This is a genomic window from Pseudomonas pharyngis, assembly GCF_021602345.1.
Classification (GTDB): domain Bacteria; phylum Pseudomonadota; class Gammaproteobacteria; order Pseudomonadales; family Pseudomonadaceae; genus Aquipseudomonas; species Aquipseudomonas pharyngis.
This window is the reverse complement of sequence record NZ_BQID01000005.1, coordinates 365,354-378,306: the sequence shown is the minus strand read 5'-3', so window position 1 is coordinate 378,306 and position 12,953 is coordinate 365,354. Positions and strand designations below refer to the sequence as shown.

14 protein-coding genes are annotated in these 12,953 nt (G+C 56.7%); 6 read left to right on the top strand and 8 right to left on the bottom strand.

Annotated elements, in window-relative coordinates:
• Window positions 1-347 precede the first annotated feature (347 nt).
• The 5 genes from L6D74_RS13605 to L6D74_RS13585 form a co-directional block, all read right to left on the bottom strand.
• On the bottom strand, window positions 348-1,253 hold the full coding sequence (locus L6D74_RS13605) for a hypothetical protein (RefSeq protein WP_236189497.1): 906 nt from the start codon (window positions 1,251-1,253) through the stop codon (window positions 348-350).
• The gene (locus L6D74_RS13600; RefSeq protein WP_236189495.1) at window positions 1,254-2,279 is read right to left on the bottom strand and encodes a hypothetical protein; all 1,026 of its coding nucleotides are present in this window, start codon (window positions 2,277-2,279) and stop codon (window positions 1,254-1,256) included. It abuts the gene before it with no gap.
• A gap of 914 nt (window positions 2,280-3,193) precedes the next feature.
• The gene (locus tag L6D74_RS13595) at window positions 3,194-3,751 is read right to left on the bottom strand and encodes a Smr/MutS family protein (RefSeq protein ID WP_064594618.1); all 558 of its coding nucleotides are present in this window, start codon (window positions 3,749-3,751) and stop codon (window positions 3,194-3,196) included.
• 73 nt (window positions 3,752-3,824) lie between these two features.
• A complete protein-coding gene (locus tag L6D74_RS13590) occupies window positions 3,825-4,145 on the bottom strand; it encodes a hypothetical protein (RefSeq protein ID WP_007960009.1) in 321 nt (106 codons plus the stop codon).
• Window positions 4,146-4,276: 131 nt separating this feature from the next.
• Window positions 4,277-4,867 (bottom strand): cysteine hydrolase family protein, encoded by a 591-nt coding sequence (locus L6D74_RS13585; protein WP_011333204.1) that lies wholly within the window; start codon window positions 4,865-4,867, stop codon window positions 4,277-4,279.
• Window positions 4,868-5,106: 239 nt separating this feature from the next.
• Between L6D74_RS13585 and prmB the strand changes: the two genes are divergently transcribed.
• Complete coding sequence (prmB, locus tag L6D74_RS13580; RefSeq protein WP_007960007.1) at window positions 5,107-6,015, top strand: 50S ribosomal protein L3 N(5)-glutamine methyltransferase; 909 nt, start codon at window positions 5,107-5,109, stop codon at window positions 6,013-6,015.
• An 86-nt stretch (window positions 6,016-6,101) separates the two neighbouring features.
• Here the strand turns inward: prmB and L6D74_RS13575 are convergent, their stop codons facing one another.
• Together L6D74_RS13575 and L6D74_RS13570 are read right to left on the bottom strand one after the other, a co-directional pair.
• Entirely contained in the window at window positions 6,102-6,893 is a 792-nt protein-coding gene (locus tag L6D74_RS13575; RefSeq protein WP_085649374.1) for a hypothetical protein, read from the bottom strand.
• Window positions 6,894-6,990: 97 nt separating this feature from the next.
• Window positions 6,991-7,944, bottom strand: coding sequence for an alpha/beta hydrolase (locus L6D74_RS13570; RefSeq protein WP_236189534.1), 954 nt, complete (start codon window positions 7,942-7,944; stop codon window positions 6,991-6,993).
• 130 nt (window positions 7,945-8,074) lie between these two features.
• On the opposite strand from L6D74_RS13570, the gene aroC reads away from it, so the two are divergent.
• From aroC to mtnC, 5 genes are all read left to right on the top strand, one after another.
• Window positions 8,075-9,166 carry a chorismate synthase gene (gene aroC / locus L6D74_RS13565; protein WP_236189493.1) on the top strand — a complete coding sequence of 364 codons (1,092 nt, stop codon included), beginning with the start codon at window positions 8,075-8,077 and terminating at the stop codon, window positions 9,164-9,166.
• Between the two features lie 31 nt (window positions 9,167-9,197).
• Entirely contained in the window at window positions 9,198-10,343 is a 1,146-nt protein-coding gene (locus L6D74_RS13560) for an MFS transporter (RefSeq protein ID WP_236189491.1), read from the top strand.
• The gene (locus tag L6D74_RS13555) at window positions 10,340-10,966 is read left to right on the top strand and encodes a methylthioribulose 1-phosphate dehydratase (RefSeq protein ID WP_085666676.1); all 627 of its coding nucleotides are present in this window, start codon (window positions 10,340-10,342) and stop codon (window positions 10,964-10,966) included. The genes L6D74_RS13560 and L6D74_RS13555 overlap by 4 nt, the downstream gene beginning before the upstream one ends.
• Before the next feature lie 91 nt (window positions 10,967-11,057).
• A complete protein-coding gene (locus L6D74_RS13550; protein WP_039770173.1) occupies window positions 11,058-11,603 on the top strand; it encodes a 1,2-dihydroxy-3-keto-5-methylthiopentene dioxygenase in 546 nt (181 codons plus the stop codon).
• Between the two features lie 4 nt (window positions 11,604-11,607).
• Complete coding sequence (mtnC, locus tag L6D74_RS13545) at window positions 11,608-12,291, top strand: acireductone synthase (RefSeq protein ID WP_236189489.1); 684 nt, start codon at window positions 11,608-11,610, stop codon at window positions 12,289-12,291.
• A gap of 77 nt (window positions 12,292-12,368) precedes the next feature.
• On the opposite strand, the gene L6D74_RS13540 is transcribed toward mtnC, so the two are convergent.
• The gene (locus L6D74_RS13540; RefSeq protein ID WP_039769924.1) at window positions 12,369-12,647 is read right to left on the bottom strand and encodes a DUF3509 domain-containing protein; all 279 of its coding nucleotides are present in this window, start codon (window positions 12,645-12,647) and stop codon (window positions 12,369-12,371) included.
• Between the last annotated feature and the right edge of the window lie 306 nt (window positions 12,648-12,953).

Below are 12,953 nucleotides of genomic sequence, written 5' to 3'. Positions count from 1 at the left end.
CGGCAGTGTAATGCTGCGTCCAATCCATCATAGGGAGCATCTAAATGCTGCTCACGGCGAATGCGAGCCACACCTGATTACCATTTTTGACCTGTTGTCGCCCTGGTGGTCAAAAACGCTGTCGACAGCTAAGCGGGCGAATACATAAGTACGTAAGCTTATCATCACCAGTGTCCCAGTCTGTTAAGATATGGCAATCTTGCTATCTTTTGGGGAACTCTTGTCGCGAAAGTATAGGATCACGCTCTAGGAGTTCGAGACGGAGTTGCGCGATCAGGGCCCTGATTGCAAATCCTTCTTTTTATACAACGGCGCGAGTTGTTCAATTTAGTACTCGCGCATGAAGACTAGTCAAATGTCAGTTGGTGCTTCATTACTCCGTGAAATATTGTGGCTATGTAGTTGAGGGTTATTTTGTTGATGAATGAAAAAAGCAAGTCCGCCTCGACAATGTCATCAAGTCCGATATTGTCGCTTCGCGCATTTGAGTAATGAAAAAACCTATTTCGCAAAGTAACAAAAAAACTATGATATTCCGCAAAAGGAATAGCCAAGCGGTCTGGTCGATTTGTTGCGGGTGTATAACTTTCTAGATTTTTCCAGCCTGCAATTTTTTCAGCTAAAGCTTTGAATATTGGCTCCCTATACTCTTGCTTTGTATTTATTTCTACATCAATAGTTCGCGATAATTCTGGCATTCCTTTGAAAAGACTAACCACAAATGTTTTATGGAATTTCAGCTCGCCAGCATTCCCATCGGAATCATTGTTCATCCACTTTCGTAGATTCTCAAATGTGCCGACGTAGTCTTGCGTCCTTGATGCATAAATCATTGGGAAAGCATATGATAGATGCTCATAAGATCTGTACAGGTGGACGAATGCGGCTGTATGACGCCCGCCCTCTTCATGGTAAATGCAGCTTGCCAACTCATTCAGAAACGGCTGATAGAATTTTCGATTATTCCAAGCTGTTCTCTTCACCAATCGTTCATAATCCGAGAGTTTCAGGTCCTCATCGAATTCATCAAAAAATGACAAATCTCTATTTTCATTGTTTCTAATGTCACTATAGAAATAATTTTTTGAGAGAACTGCGCTTTCATCTGTGTTCAGGTTCGTGATTTGGCAACTGCCGGATAATACTCGAAATATTATGGGGAATTCCGCAACTCGTTCATGTATAAAAAAAGGAGATTCCGCTGTAATTACAGATCCATTGCACTCCGAAAATTCGTAGCTAATAGTTTTCATCTATGCCGCGATCTCATCCGAGAAATAGGTAAGCAGCTCGATATCATTAGCATCCTTTAATGTATTGATTTTCTCTATAAATTTCTTGCTGAGTTCGCGGCGATATTTTCCGAGGTTTACCTTGGCTGCATCAATTGATTTGAATGCTCCGTCGAACATTTCAACGGCTTCACCAAATTCGTTGGCACTCATTTCAATTAAATCGTTATATGAGGATTTGACGCCTACACAAAAGCCGATGAAGTTATTTTGAGTTTTAAGCCAGGATTTAGCATTTTCATTAACCGAAAACTTGTCTACCAGCTCAAGAACTTGTTGGAATTCTAGGCCGTTCTCTACTACAGCGGTCGCCATAATATTCCCAACAATAATCTCATCCATTTTTTCGCTGATAATTTTATTATTTTCGTTATGAACACTGTTGGTGAAGAAAGCCAAATATCCTTTGGATATGTCGGCGAGATTAAAAGCGCCGCGTTTTATTTTGTCGCCACGATCTTTCTCTGATTGGACCTCGATATCGAGCGACTCGAAATCGAACAGTTCTTCAGTGAGAACCTCTATTTGATGTCGAGGTGTCATTGGGCGCTGACCATTATTTAGCGTGATCATCCGATATAGAAGCATGTCTTTGTTTTCAGAGATGATAATGCTAAGAAATAATGCTTTATCTTTTGGAAAGTCTTCTTCATCTCTGATGCTGTTAAGCGTATTCAGGCGTTGCATGCCGTCGAGAACGTATCCGTTAGTAATGTTCTCATTAGCGTATGAAGCTGCATCTTCTATGTTTTCGAACTCGGGATTCTGATCAACCATTGCCAAAGTAATCGCGGGCATCAGGCATCCTTTTAAAAGGTCATTCCGAAGGCGATCATAAAAGGCTGGGTTTTGAATTTTTCGCTGAGCGGCAAAACGGTTGATAAGCGGAAAAATATTCTCGATTGCGTAGCCATATGTGGTTTGGCCAGTCAACACAACGCTCTTGATAACAGCATCGTATTCCTGCGTGAAAATTGTGATGCTCATGTAAGATTCCCTCCTCAAAACGAGAATAATATTCACATTCCTGGTCGGGGTAAAGATCAGCTCTAAATCTATCGCTCAACTCTCGAATCAATCGTCGAGAGGAGTGCATGCCGTGATTTTTCTCCACGTCTAAAGGCGACGGACTTGGAGTGTCCCATGGCTCGCCAAAAATTTTTCAGTCAAAACCTGAGCCGTTCCTTTCGCGCATTGTCTACTGCGACCGGGTCTAGTTAAGGAGTGGATGGCGGCATGGGCTCAGCTGTCATCCTTCATTGCTAACCAGTAATCGCATCACGGCTCAGTACTCGCAACGTTCTAGGCTCCCTGGATTTCACCCGATATGTCGATGGCCACGCTGACGCAACAGAGTTTGAACCCAAGCTACCCTAGGGATGGTCGAGGCTGGACAAGAGGCATGACCCCTTCCTGGCATGAAATGGAATGTGGGTATTTAGCGAAATAGGGAAGGCGCGGTCATCTCTGCAGACATACTGTTTTTAGGGCTGATTTCAGCTTCGTGCTTGTCGTAATAGCTTGCTGATGCAGAGGTTTCACCCCGAGTGTCCACTTGGAGTGGAGGCATGTACCAGAGCGCCCGCTACTTATTTACAGCTTTCATCCGATTATCCATGAGTTGAAAAAAGCCCCGCATCGTTGCACGCAATGCGAGGCTTTCTCGATGTATGGGATTTGAATCCCGTACCAATTTCTGTACCACTAACTTAGTGATGGTAGGTGATTTGGGGTTTCTCTCGATCCTAAGTCACTGATTATATTGACCCTGGTAACCCACTCGAGCCGCTTAAACATAGCGGTGTAATTCTGTTCCAGGGACATGAAACTACCTGTGGGGATTTTCGCAAAGGGCAAGGGTACGGTGGCGGACACGACCCTGCAAGTTCGGTGTGACGGGATTATTCGTCGCGGCCTTCCATCATGGTGCGTTTGAGCATCACATACACGGCGCCGGCGCCGCCATGTTTCGCCTGGCACGAGCAGAAACCCAGCACCTGCGCATGCTGGCGCAGCCAGGTGTTGACGTGGCTTTTGATCATCGGCCGCTTGCCGTCCAGACGCACAGCCTTGCCGTGGGTGACGCGCACGCAGCGGATTTCGAATCTGGTGGCTTCGGCGAGAAACGCCCAGAGGGTTTCGCGGGCTTTTTCTACGCTCATGCCGTGCAGGTCGAGGCTGCCTTCGAACGGGATCTGCCCGATCTTGAGCTTGCGCATCTGGCTTTCCTGCACGCCGTCACGGGCCCACATCAGCTCGTCTTCGGGGCCGACGTCAATCACGAACTGATCGGACAGGCCGTCAACGGTGGTGGTGTCGGTGCGCACGGTGGCGGACTGGCGCAGCTTGGCGATCCGGTCTCGGTCAGCCTTGGGTTTGCCGGTGTCGGCGCGGTCGTGCTTGATCGGCTTGACGCCTTGGATCGCACTTTTGAACAGGGAAAAATCGTCGTCTTGCATATCAGCCTCCGCGAAGGGCGGCCAGTTTACCCAAACGGATACAAAACGGCCCGGCAAAAAGCCAGGCCGTCGATCAATCGTGTTTTTTCATCAGGTGCGGGGACATGTTCAATTCCCGCGATTGCCGTGCGCGACGCCGGCAACGACGCCACAGGGCCACGCCGAAATACAGGAACAGCAGGCCGACTGCCAGAATGATCGCCGAGCCGAGCGGGGTTGCGTTCAGGTCGCCGAGCGCCGGTGGGCGCCCCAGCAGGCTGGCGGCCCCGGCCATCGCCAGCAGCACGCCGAACGTCGCCAGTATGGCCGCGATCGCCGCGCCGAATCGAAATCGCCAGTTGCTTTGGCCTTTGGGCCGCAAGCGGCGTGCGTCAAATCCATCGGATAACTTCATTCCGACCTTCCTCAATGGGTATCGGCCCTTCGACCGGGAGTTGACCGGGTTGTTCCTGAGGCTAGGGTAATTGAAGCAAATGCGAGGTTTTTGCAGATGAGCGGCGGGCTGAGCCGCTCATTTACGGAAGATCAGATCAGATCCTGGGTCAGGGCGAGAGTAGCGAAGTTGTCAGCCATGATCGCCATTTCCGCTTCCTGCACCTGTTCGGCGCTGAGCACGCGGCCCTTGAATGGCAGATCGCGGGTGGCACAGGCATCTTCGACCAGGGTGCAGCGGAAACCCAGGTTCTTCGCCGCGCGCACGGTGGTGCTGACGCTGGAGTGACTCATGAAACCGCAGACGATCAGGTCCAGCGAGCCGATGGTTTGCAGACGATCGTAGAGTTCAGTGCCGTGAAAGGCGCTCGGCAGCAACTTGCCGATGATGGTTTCATCGCCCTGGGGTTCCAGGCCGGGGATGAACTCGCCGCGTTCGCCCTGCGGGTCGAACAGACCGCCGACGGTGCCGAGGTGGCGCACATGCACGATCGGCCGGCCGGCCGCGCGGGCGGCGGCAACCAGTTGTTTGATGTTCGCGACAGCCGCGTCCATGCCGCTCAGGGCCAGCGGGCCGCTGAGGTACTCTTTCTGGGCATCGATGATGACCACGGTGGCATGGCTCAACGTGGCCGCTGCGTAACCGCGACCGCTGAGTTGAAACATCGTTTTTGGAACGGACATTCTGGGGCTCCTTCGGGTGGGGCTTTTGCGACATTGTCCTCTGGCTGAGCGGTTCTGTGAATCGCTACCATCGTAGACACCGTCGTTGCTGGCCTGCAGCCTTGTCAAGTTACACGATCTGTTCAATAGCCGAGGGGAAAATCGGAAGCGTCCTACCGTCGCCCCGGAGTCTTTCCTGCGTCGTCGCGGCGCGTTTTGGCTGCTAGAATCGCCAGTCGTTTTTTCTGGAGTTCTGCCCCGTGATCACTTCCCGACTTCGTACCCTGCGCGACCACATTCGTTGGGCCGTCAGCCGCTTCCATGGGGAGGATCTGTTTTTCGGCCATGGCACCGACAATGCCTGGGACGAAGCCCGGCAGCTAGTGCTCGGTGCCTTGCACCTGCCATGGGAAATCGCCGACAGCTATCTGGATTGCGCGCTGGAAGACGACGAGCTGGTCAATCTTCAGCGCCTGCTCAAGCGTCGCATCGAAGAACGCATTCCGACCGCTTACCTGCTGGGCGAAGCCTGGTTCTGCGGCATGTCGTTCATCGTCGATGAGCGCGTGCTGATCCCGCGTTCGCCGATTGGCGAGCTGATCGAAAACCGTTTTGCCCCATGGATCGGTGACGAGCCGGCGCGGATTCTCGATCTGTGCACCGGCTCCGGCTGCATCGGCATCGCATGCGCCTACGAGTTCCAGAACGCTGAAGTGGTGCTGGCGGACCTGTCGTTCGAAGCGCTGGAAGTGGCGAACCAGAACATCGAGCGTCATGGCGTCGATGAGCGTGTGTTCACCGTGCAGGGCGATGGTTTCGATGGCCTGCCGGGTCAACGTTTCGACCTGATCGTGTCGAACCCGCCCTACGTCGATGCGGAAGATTTCGCCGACATGCCGGACGAATACCAGCACGAGCCGGAACTGGGCCTGGCCTGCGGCGATGACGGTTTGAACCTGGTGCGCCGGATGCTCGCCGAAGCGGCGGATCACCTGACCGAGAAGGGTTTGCTGATTGTCGAGGTGGGCAACAGCCAGGTCCACGTCGAGGCGCTGTACCCGGAAGTCGATTTCGCCTGGCTGGAGTTCGAGCGCGGCGGGCATGGCGTGTTCATGCTGACCGCCGAACAGTGCCGCGCCCATCAGGCACTGTTCGCTTCCCGCGTCTAAATGGCATGAATCGCTCCCACAGCTGAAATGCATTCCCCTGTGGGAGCGAGCCTGCTCGCGAATGGCGGTACCGTGGTCTCAAACCATCAACGGTGCGTTGCAATCCAGATCAGCAACCCAGCCTGAAACACCGCAAACGCCACCAGACAGGTAATGGTGAAGCGCAACCCGGCATCTTCGCGCTTGAACTTGCTGACCTTGTCTTCCTGCTTCTTCAGCTTCACTTCCTGCTCGGCCAGATTCTGCTCGGCCTGCTGCAACATCTGCGCAGCTTCAAGAATTTCGACGATCTGCAGCTTTTCGCTGTTCCAGTCACCCAGCAGGTCGCCGACCTTCACTTCTTTGACGCTACCCTTCAAATGCTGGGCATCGGCGTAAACCACATCAAAGCCGTGCACCCGCAAAAAGTGATCGCGGCGCAGGCGAGTGTCCTCGTTCAGCGCGTCCTTGTTGTTCAAGTCCATGCCGTCGACGGTGTAGGTGGGCCAGCGTTTTTTTGCCCAGTTGATGCCCTGGGCAGCCATGAAACGGCCGATGCCACGGTTCATCGGTTCGATCTGCAGACCGCTGTCCGGGCCGAAATGCACGCGTTTGGTCGTGTGATCGACCCACACGTCCAGATGATTCTGTTCTTTGCGCACACGCTGAGCAGGCAACTTGATCGCCATGCGCATCAGACTGTGTTCTTTGCCGTTGCGCTCGGCGTATCCGAATTCAACGAAGCGCAGCGGCCGTCCGCCGGTATTGCGGTCAGTCTGCAACGGCGCCAGGCGGAGCATCTTGTGGTGCTCGACGTGGACATCCGCCCATGGCAGCTCGACCGCTGGCGGTGCGTCTTTTTCAGCGGTGGTGTCGGGTGAAGTCTGGGTATCAGTCATAACGGCGAGATCCTGTCCAAGCTGCTTGCCGCCAGCCAGTACGCTGGCGACAAAGGCTTATCGGCCGTTTTCTACAGGACTAGAGGGTAAAAAGAGCTCAACGGGTGCGAAGTCCGTCAATAAATTCAAGAACGCGTGTCCCCAGTTCCGCCGCCAGGGGCAAATTCGGGTCCTTGTAGGAGGCCAATTGCCGCTTCACGTCATTGGGCACGATGCGCAACACGTGGTTCATGCCTTCGATCAGCGCCAGTTGCGCATCCGGTTTGGCGGCCTTGAGCAATTTCGCATCATCGACCTGGACCTGAATGTCGTTGCTGCCTTGCACGACCAGCGTCGGCATTTGCAGTTGAGCGAAGGCCGCCGCCGGATCCTGACGGAACAGCGAAATCAGATACGGTTGCACACTCGGACGGAAAATCACCTGTAAGGGCGCCGGCACATTGTCGTCGGTGCGCCCGGCCTTGAGGCTGTCGAGCAATTCGTTGCTGCGCAGCATCAAAGGAGGAGGGAGGCTGCGGGCCAGTTGGCGGCGCAGTACCTGATCAATGGGCCGGGCTGTGCCAGAGAGGGATATCACCGCGGCGGCGTCCACCTTCGGCGCCGCCAGGCTGGCGATCAATGCACCTTCGCTGTGGCCCAGCAAAATCAACGGACCGAAGCGCGGATCGGCTTTCAGTTTCTGCCCCCAGGCTACAGCGTCCGCCACGTAGGCTTCCACCGACAGGTTTCGCTCGTCCGGGGTTGCCGCCAGGCTGGCGGCCACGCCGCGCTTGTCGAAACGCACACTGGCGATGTTGTGTTTGGCCAGCACCCAGGCCAGTCGCTTGAGGCTGTCATTGCGTCCGCCGTCCGGGTTGTTTCCGTCACGATCGGTAGGACCCGAGCCAGAAAGGATCAGGACAACCGGCACGGGGTTGTCGGATTTGGGCAGCAACAGCGAGCCGAAAAGTTCGCCGTTGTCAGTCGTCAACGTGACCGGACGTTGCAGGACAGTCGCCTGGACGAAGCCGGTAAACAGGGAAAGGCTCAAGATCAAAACTCGCAGCATCATCACGCCATCATTTGCCAAGGTGCCGGTTGGACTCACCCACACCGCTAAGGTTCGAGGATGAACTACTCGGTTAGCCTGCGTATACTGGCGCGCATCACGAATCTGGGTTCGATTTAACGGAGCGTCCTGCATGTCCGGCAATACCTACGGCAAGCTGTTCACTGTCACCACCGCGGGCGAAAGCCATGGTCCGGCGTTGGTCGCCATTGTCGACGGCTGCCCGCCGGGCCTGGAGATTTCCCTTGAAGACCTGCAACGCGACCTTGACCGTCGCAAGCCGGGCACCAGCCGCCACACCACCCAGCGCCAGGAAGCCGACGAAGTCGAGATCCTCTCCGGGGTGTTCGAGGGCCGCACCACCGGTTGCTCCATCGGCCTGCTGATCCGCAACACCGACCAGAAGTCCAAGGACTATTCGGCGATCAAGGATCTGTTCCGCCCGGCCCACGCCGACTACACCTACCACCACAAATACGGCGAGCGCGATTATCGCGGCGGCGGTCGCAGCTCCGCGCGGGAAACCGCCATGCGCGTCGCGGCCGGCGCCATCGCCAAGAAGTACCTGGCCAGCCAGGGCATCGTCATTCGCGGCTACATGAGCCAGCTCGGCCCGATCGAAATCCCGTTCAAGACCTGGGAATCGGTCGAGCAGAACGCCTTCTTCAGCCCGGACCCGGACAAAGTGCCGGAGCTGGAAGCCTACATGGACCAGCTGCGTCGCGATCAGGACTCCGTCGGCGCCAGGATCACCGTGGTTGCCGAAGGCGTGATGCCGGGCCTGGGCGAGCCGATCTTCGACCGTCTCGACGCCGAACTGGCCCATGCGCTGATGAGCATCAACGCGGTCAAAGGTGTGGAAATCGGCGCCGGTTTCGCCTGCGTCGCCCAGCGCGGCACCGAACACCGTGACGAGCTGACCCCGGAAGGTTTCCTCAGCAACAATGCGGGCGGCATCCTCGGCGGGATCTCCTCGGGGCAGCCGATCGTCGCGCATCTGGCGTTGAAGCCCACTTCGAGCATCACCACCCCGGGCCGTTCGATCGACATCGAAGGCAACCCGGTCGATGTCATTACCAAGGGCCGTCACGACCCATGTGTCGGTATCCGCGCCACGCCGATTGCCGAGGCGATGATGGCCATCGTGTTGATGGATCACCTGCTGCGCCACCGTGGCCAGAACGCCGATGTGCGCGTGAGCACCCCGGTGCTGGGTCAGCTTTGATGGGTGATCTCAAAGCCGCCGCGGTCTGACCGTGGCGGCGCTCCCGTACTGGCGGCTGTCCAGTTTCTATCTGTTCTATTTCGCCTTGCTCGGTTCGACGGCGCCGTTTCTGGCGCTGTACTTCGATCATCTCGGATTCAGCGCCGCGCGCATCGGCGAGCTGGTGGCGATCCCGATGCTGATGCGCTGCGTGGCGCCGAACATCTGGGGCTGGCTCGGCGATTACACCGGCAGGCGCCTGGCCATTGTGCGCTTTGGTGCGGTTTGCACGCTGTTGACCTTCTCATTGATTTTCGTCAGCAAGACCTACGCCTGGCTGGCGATGGTCATGGCCTTGCATGCATTCTTCTGGCACGCGGTGCTGCCGCAGTTCGAAGTCATCACCCTGGCGCATTTGCAGGGCCAGACCTCCCGCTACAGTCAGATTCGCCTCTGGGGCTCGATCGGTTTCATCATCACCGTGGTCGCCCTCGGTCGCCTGTTCGAGTGGCTCAGCCTCGATATCTACCCGGCGGCGCTGGTGTTGATCATGGCCGGCATCGTGCTCAGTAGTTTGTGGGTGCCGAACGCACAACCGCCTCAGGGCAACCGGCCGACGGGCGAAGGCTTTCTCAAGCAGTTGCGCAATCCCGGGGTGCTGGCGTTTTACGGTTGCGTGGCGCTTATGCAACTGAGCCACGGGCCGTATTACACGTTTTTGACCCTTCACCTCGAACGCTTGGGCTACAGCCGTGGCGTGATCGGCATGCTCTGGGCGGTCGGCGTGGTGGCGGAAGTGCTGATGTTCATGGCCATGAGCCGGATCCTCGCGCGTTTTTCCCTGCGGCGGGTGCTGATGGCGAGTTTTCTGCTGGCGGCGTTGCGCTGGTTGCTGCTAGGTTCGTTCGCCGAATTCCTGTGGGTCCTGTTGTTTGCCCAGGTGCTGCATGCGGCGACGTTCGGCAGCTTTCATGCCGCTGCCATCGCGTTCGTGCAACGTAGCATTGGCGCGCGTCAGCAAGGGCAGGGCCAGGCGCTGTATGCAGCGCTGGCCGGCACCGGTGGCGCGCTCGGCGCGTTGTATTCCGGCTACAGCTGGAATGCCCTCGGCGCGACATTGACCTTTAGTATTGCCAGTCTCGCAGCGCTCGCCGCTGCCGTTATCATTGCCATTCGAATGCAAGAGGACAGGCCATGAGCCTTACCCGTGAACAGCTTGCCCAGCAAATTGTCGACGCCGGGCGTTTTCTTTATGGTCGCGGCTGGTCGCCGGCCACCAGCAGCAATTACTCGACGCGCCTGTCACCGAGCGAAGCGCTGCTGACCGTTTCCGGCAAGCACAAGGGCCAGTTGGGCCTGGACGACGTGCTCGCCACCGACCTGTCCGGCAACAGCCTGGAACCCGGCAAAAAACCGTCCGCCGAAACCCTCCTGCACACCCAGCTCTACAACTGGCGCCCGGAGATCGGCGCGGTGCTGCACACCCACTCGGTGAACGCCACGGTGCTGTCGCGCCTGACGCCGCAAGACTTCATCGAGTTCGAAGACTACGAATTGCAAAAAGCCTTCAGCGGCATCTCGACCCACGAATCCCGGGTGCGCGTGCCGATCTTCGACAACGATCAGGACATTGCGCGCCTCGCCGCCAAGGTGCAGCCTTGGCTCGACGCCCATCCCGATTGCGTGGGTTATCTGATTCGCGGCCACGGCCTCTACACCTGGGGCGCGCAGATGAGTGACGCGCTGCGTCAGATCGAGGCCTTTGAATTCCTGTTTGAATGCGAGTTGAAGACCCGCAGCGTCATGAACCGCCAAGGCTGACTTCACCAGAACCAGCCCCTTTGCCTGATGAATGCAGTGCCCGACCGGTCTGAAAGAACCGGACGGCAAGGCCGATACCGAGGAATGCCCCATGAGCAGCCTGTCCGTCTATCACGTTTCCAGCCCCGAAATTCCGAACAAGGTGCTGACCCATTTCGAAGACATCGCCTCGACCCTGGCCGAGCAGGGCGTGCGCTTCGACCGCTGGCAAGCCGCCGCGAAGATCCAGCCGGGCGCCAGCCAGGAAGAAGTGATCGGTGCCTATAAAGAGCAGATCGACAAACTGATGACCGAGCGCGGCTACATCACGGTCGACGTGATCAGCCTCAATAGCGACCACCCGCAAAAAGCCGAGTTGCGCGCCAAGTTCCTCGAAGAGCATCGGCATGGCGAAGACGAAGTACGCTTCTTCGTCGCCGGTCGTGGCCTGTTTACCCTGCACATCGATGATTACGTCTACGCCGTGCTGTGCGAGAAGAACGATCTGATTTCGGTGCCGGCCGGCACCAAACACTGGTTTGACATGGGCGAGAACCCGCACTTCGTGGCGATCCGCCTGTTCAACAACCCTGAAGGCTGGGTCGCCAATTTCACCGGCGAAGACATCGCCGGCCGCTTCCCGCGTCTGGAGGACTGAGCCAATGTCGATCAAGGTCATTCTCACCGACATCGAAGGCACCACCAGCGCGGTGAGTTTTGTGTTCGACGTGCTGTTCCCGTATGCGGCGAAACATCTGCCGGATTTCGTTCGCCAGAACGCCCAGCGCGCGGATGTTGCCGAGCAACTGGACGCCGTGCGCCGCGACAGCAACGAACCGCAGGCTGACGTCGAGCGGGTCGTGGAAATTCTGCTGGGCTGGATCGCCGAAGACCGCAAAGCCACGCCGCTCAAAGCGTTGCAGGGCATGGTCTGGGAGCAGGGTTATCAGGCCGGCCAGTTGAAAGGCCATGTTTACCCGGACGCCGTTGAAGCGCTGCAGCGCTGGCATCAGGCCGGATATCAACTGTTTGTTTATTCGTCCGGTTCGATCCAGGCGCAGAAGCTGATTTTCGGCTGCTCGGAAGCAGGGGATCTGACGCCGCTGTTCAGTGGCTACTTCGATACCACGTCGGGCCCCAAGCGCGAAGCGCAGTCGTACAGCAACATCCAGCAGGCCATCGGGGTCGAGCCGCAGGAGATCCTGTTCCTGTCCGACATCGTCCAGGAACTCGATGCCGCCCAGGCCGCCGGCCTGCAAACCTGCGGGCTGGCCCGTGAAGGCGGGGAGTTGGCAGGGCATGTGACCGTCGACAGCTTTACCGGGATTGAGCCGGAAGCGTTCTGAGTTCACCCAATCGACGCGCAAAAAAACAGGCCGTGAAGCGAAAGCTCCACGGCCTGTCTGTTTATACGGTGTTCGAATTACATCGAGTGATAAGTCGGCAGGGCGAAACGCTGCTGGCTTTGCAACATGCCGATCTGCGGCAGCTCGCTGGCTTGTTCTGCCAGATCACGACGGATCGCGCTGATCGCCCACGACAGTTGGTCGCCGGTATGCAATTGCTGATAGGTGAGTGCACGCTTGAACACTTTGCCGTCGGCACTCTTCAGCGTCAGCAGAATCCCGCCATCGGGACGGGGCTGGGTGGTGACGGCGAAGTTGGAGAACAGGGAGGTAAATTTTTCTTGGATCAGGTTCATGTCTTTCAGCTCCGTATGCACTTGAATGGCAAGCATGTATAGGGAGTTGCAGCGATTGTGCCAGTATTTATGTTTATAAAAATCGTTGTAAATCAGTAAGTTATAAAATCAGTTCGTTTCGTCTGTCGTGCAATCTGCATGAATGGCCATCGTGCATCCTGCATTTTGCGGGATCACTGTCGATCCGATGGAACCAATATCTCCGGCCGGAATCCGGCTGTGCGTTGCAGCGCCGGGCGGATACAAAACATTGCAAAAACCGCGTGTACAGCCTGAGAAGCCCTGACGTATTTTCGGCCTCGACCC

Bases quoted from the DNA above. Each gene is read 5' to 3' on its own strand.
- L6D74_RS13605 (WP_236189497.1), bottom strand. From the start codon at position 1,253: ATGAAAACTATTAGCTACGAATTTTCGGAGTGCAATGGATCTGTAATT.
- L6D74_RS13600 (WP_236189495.1), bottom strand. From the start codon at position 2,279: ATGAGCATCACAATTTTCACGCAGGAATACGATGCTGTTATCAAGAGC.
- L6D74_RS13595 (WP_064594618.1), bottom strand. From the start codon at position 3,751: ATGCAAGACGACGATTTTTCCCTGTTCAAAAGTGCGATCCAAGGCGTC.
- L6D74_RS13590 (WP_007960009.1), bottom strand. From the start codon at position 4,145: ATGAAGTTATCCGATGGATTTGACGCACGCCGCTTGCGGCCCAAAGGC.
- L6D74_RS13585 (WP_011333204.1), bottom strand. From the start codon at position 4,867: ATGTCCGTTCCAAAAACGATGTTTCAACTCAGCGGTCGCGGTTACGCA.
- L6D74_RS13575 (WP_085649374.1), bottom strand. From the start codon at position 6,893: ATGACTGATACCCAGACTTCACCCGACACCACCGCTGAAAAAGACGCA.
- L6D74_RS13570 (WP_236189534.1), bottom strand. From the start codon at position 7,944: ATGATGCTGCGAGTTTTGATCTTGAGCCTTTCCCTGTTTACCGGCTTC.
- aroC (WP_236189493.1), top strand. From the start codon at position 8,075: ATGTCCGGCAATACCTACGGCAAGCTGTTCACTGTCACCACCGCGGGC.
- L6D74_RS13555 (WP_085666676.1), top strand. From the start codon at position 10,340: ATGAGCCTTACCCGTGAACAGCTTGCCCAGCAAATTGTCGACGCCGGG.
- L6D74_RS13550 (WP_039770173.1), top strand. From the start codon at position 11,058: ATGAGCAGCCTGTCCGTCTATCACGTTTCCAGCCCCGAAATTCCGAAC.
- mtnC (WP_236189489.1), top strand. From the start codon at position 11,608: ATGTCGATCAAGGTCATTCTCACCGACATCGAAGGCACCACCAGCGCG.
- L6D74_RS13540 (WP_039769924.1), bottom strand. From the start codon at position 12,647: ATGAACCTGATCCAAGAAAAATTTACCTCCCTGTTCTCCAACTTCGCC.